This window comes from Streptomyces sparsus (genome assembly GCF_054776295.1).
The window spans coordinates 1-2,794 of record NZ_BAAHCA010000655.1 but is presented as its reverse complement, the minus strand read 5'-3'; the positions used below and the strand labels follow the sequence as shown (position 1 = coordinate 2,794).

Annotated in this window: 3 protein-coding genes; 2 read left to right on the top strand and 1 reads right to left on the bottom strand. The window is 71.2% G+C overall.

What is annotated here, in order from left to right; all coding sequences use genetic code 11:
• Positions 1–272, bottom strand: a 272-nt coding sequence (locus ACYVE9_RS21730) for a helix-turn-helix transcriptional regulator (RefSeq protein WP_461029572.1), incomplete at its 3' end; no start/stop codon positions are given.
• A gap of 158 nt (positions 273–430) precedes the next feature.
• Between ACYVE9_RS21730 and ACYVE9_RS21725 the strand changes: the two genes are divergently transcribed.
• On the top strand, positions 431–1,504 hold the full coding sequence (locus ACYVE9_RS21725) for an alpha/beta hydrolase (RefSeq protein WP_461029571.1): 1,074 nt from the start codon (positions 431–433) through the stop codon (positions 1,502–1,504).
• A 58-nt stretch (positions 1,505–1,562) separates the two neighbouring features.
• A complete protein-coding gene (locus ACYVE9_RS21720; protein ID WP_461029570.1) occupies positions 1,563–2,756 on the top strand; it encodes a serine hydrolase domain-containing protein in 1,194 nt (397 codons plus the stop codon).
• Positions 2,757–2,794 lie beyond the last annotated feature (38 nt).

Below are 2,794 nucleotides of genomic sequence, written 5' to 3'. Positions count from 1 at the left end.
GGCGGCCAGGGTACGGCGACGGGGGCCGGCTCGGGCGCGGGGGCCGGCGGTGTCCGGTCCAGGGTGTCGGTGAGCCGGCGCCGCTCCTCCGGCCCGGCATCCAGGGCGTCCGCCAGCAGGTGCAGGGTCTTCACCCGGTGGTCGGTGGACCTGCCGGTCTCGAGTCTGCGGATCGTGCGTACGCTCACCGCGGACCGCTCCGCCAACTGCTCCTGGGTGAGACGGGCGCGCTTGCGTAACTGGCGTAGCAGCGCGCCTGGTTGGTCCGTCATTCGGGCTCCCGCGTCGCACGGATACGGCAGCCCTGAGCGTAGCGTGACGACCGGTCACGCATGGCCGGTCAACCGGCCTGTTCCCTGAGCCGCGTGAACACCATCGTGACAACGGACCGGCGCCCCCGCCGGCACGTCACACGAAGGAGCACTACCGAATGGCATCCTCAACTCCACATCGGCTACGGGCTCTTGGCACGTCGCTCGCAGTCGCACTGGCGCTCACCGCACTCAGCGGCCCGGCCGCTCGGGCGGGTGCTCCCGCCGTCCCCGACTTCGCCGACGGGTTCGGCCTCCAGGTCGCCCAGCCGACCGAGGTGCACTCCGGTACCGACTTCACCCTCACCGTGACCACACCGCAGGTGTCCGGCCCGCACAAGATCCGCGTCTTCCTGCCCAGCGGATACGCCGCGAACCCGCAGAAGCGCTGGCCGGTCGCGTACTTCCTGCACGGTGGCGGCGGCACCGTGAACGACGCCGCGGCCGCCCCCGCCCTGCGCTCCGACAAGATGATCACCGTCGTTCCGGACGGCGGGCGCAAGGGCTGGTACACGAACTGGAAGATGCAGAACACCGTGCTCAAGGCGGCCAACTGGGAGACCTTCCACCTGGAGCAGGTCGTCCCCTTCATCGACGCCAACCTGCGCACCGTGCCCGACCGCGCGCACCGGGCGGTCACCGGTCTGTCCATGGGCGGATCCGGCGCCCTGCACTACGCCCAGGCCCGACCCGACCTGTTCGGCCACGTCGCCGCCCTGTCCGGTGGCCTCGACTTCGGAATGGCGGAGATCCGCGCGACGGTCGTCGCCACCGAGCTGAACCTGCCGGGCGCCTGGTGCGCGGTGAGCAGCGCCAGCGGGTGCCCGGACTACGGCCCGTACGTCGACAGCGACGCCATCTTCGGCTCGCCCTATCCGGTGTTCGGCACCGACCGCCTCTGGCGCGCCTACGACCCGGCGGCCCCTGCCAACCTGGCCAGGCTCGCGAACACCTCGATCACCCTCTACACCGGCGACGGGGACGTCGTCGACGCGCAGACCGCGCGCGCCGCCCGCACCGTCAAGTCCCGTCTTGACCAGCTGAACATCCCCAGTCGCCTCGTCGACTACGGCAACGGGAAGTCACTCGCACCGACCTGCGACGGCGGCCACAACTACGGCTGTTGGGCCCCGGCGTTCGCCGACTACGTACCGCGCCTGCAAGCCGCCTTCGCGGCCGCCGCGACCCGCTGACCACCCACGCCGGCACACTCACCACGCCCGTCACACTCATCGAGGAGAAGCCACCACCATGGCAGAGCACAAGCAGTGGAGCAGGGCGAAGCTTCCCGTCGTCATAGGCGCCGTCTGCGCGACCATGCTGACCCTGTCGGGCCCGGCGGCGGCCAAGGCCGGGACGACCGCCCAGGCCGGGGCGGCGGCCGACGAGGAGCACGCGGCCACGCTCGCGGCGCTCAAGAGGTTCCAGGCCGCCGCCGGCCCGGGGGCGGCCGTCCACGCCGGAAACGGTGACGACGCCTGGACCCTGTCCGCCGGCACCGGCACCATCAACACCACTCGTCCCATCCAGTCCGACGAGCACTTCCGCGTCGGCAGCCAGACCAAGACCTTCACCGCGGCGGTTGTCCTGCAACTCGTCGACGAGGGCGCGGTGTCGCTGGACGCGCCGATCGATGACTACCTGCCCGGCGTCGTCACCGGCAACGGCTACGACGGCACCCGCATCACCGTCCGCCACCTGCTCCAGCAGACCGGCGGCCTGGGCGCCTACAACCCGAACCCGCTCACCGGCACCCCCGAGGCGAACCCGGACGGCACGTACGACCTGGCCGCCTCGGTACGCAAGGGACTCAAGAGCCCACCGGTCGGCGCGCCGGGCGCCACGTTCAACTACTCCAACACCAACTACCTCGTCCTCGGCATGCTCATCGAGAAGCTGACCGGCCAGAAGGTGCACCAGGCCGTCACCGACCGGGTCATCACCCCGCTGGGCCTGGAACGCACGGTCTTCCCCGAACCCGGCCACCGCGCGCTGCCCACCCCGGCGGTCAACGGCTACCACGGGGGCCGGCTCGGCGGCCTGTACTTCTGGACCCCGGCCCTCAGCTACGACCCCTCCCTCTACAGCAGCGCGGGGGCGATCATCTCGACCCTGGAGGACATCACCGCCTTCTACCGGGCGCTGACCTCGGGCCAGGTGCTCTCGCCGGCGGGCCTCGCGGAGATGGAGAAGGTCCGGAAGGCGGCGCCTGACAGCGTCGGCGGCTACGGCCTGGGCATCGCCGAGTTGAAGCTGTCCTGCGGCGCCGCCGCCTGGGGGCACAACGGCGGCCTTCCCGGCTACCTGACGATGACCCTGGTGACCAAGGACGGCCGCTTCGCGTCGGTCGTGACCAACACGAACTTCGCGATTAACACACCGCTCAAGCAGCTGGACGAACTGCTCGACACGGCCCTGTGCAAGGACACGCCGAAGCGGCCCTGACGCGGCTGCGCGCTCACCGCCTGCCGCCGCAGCGGCAG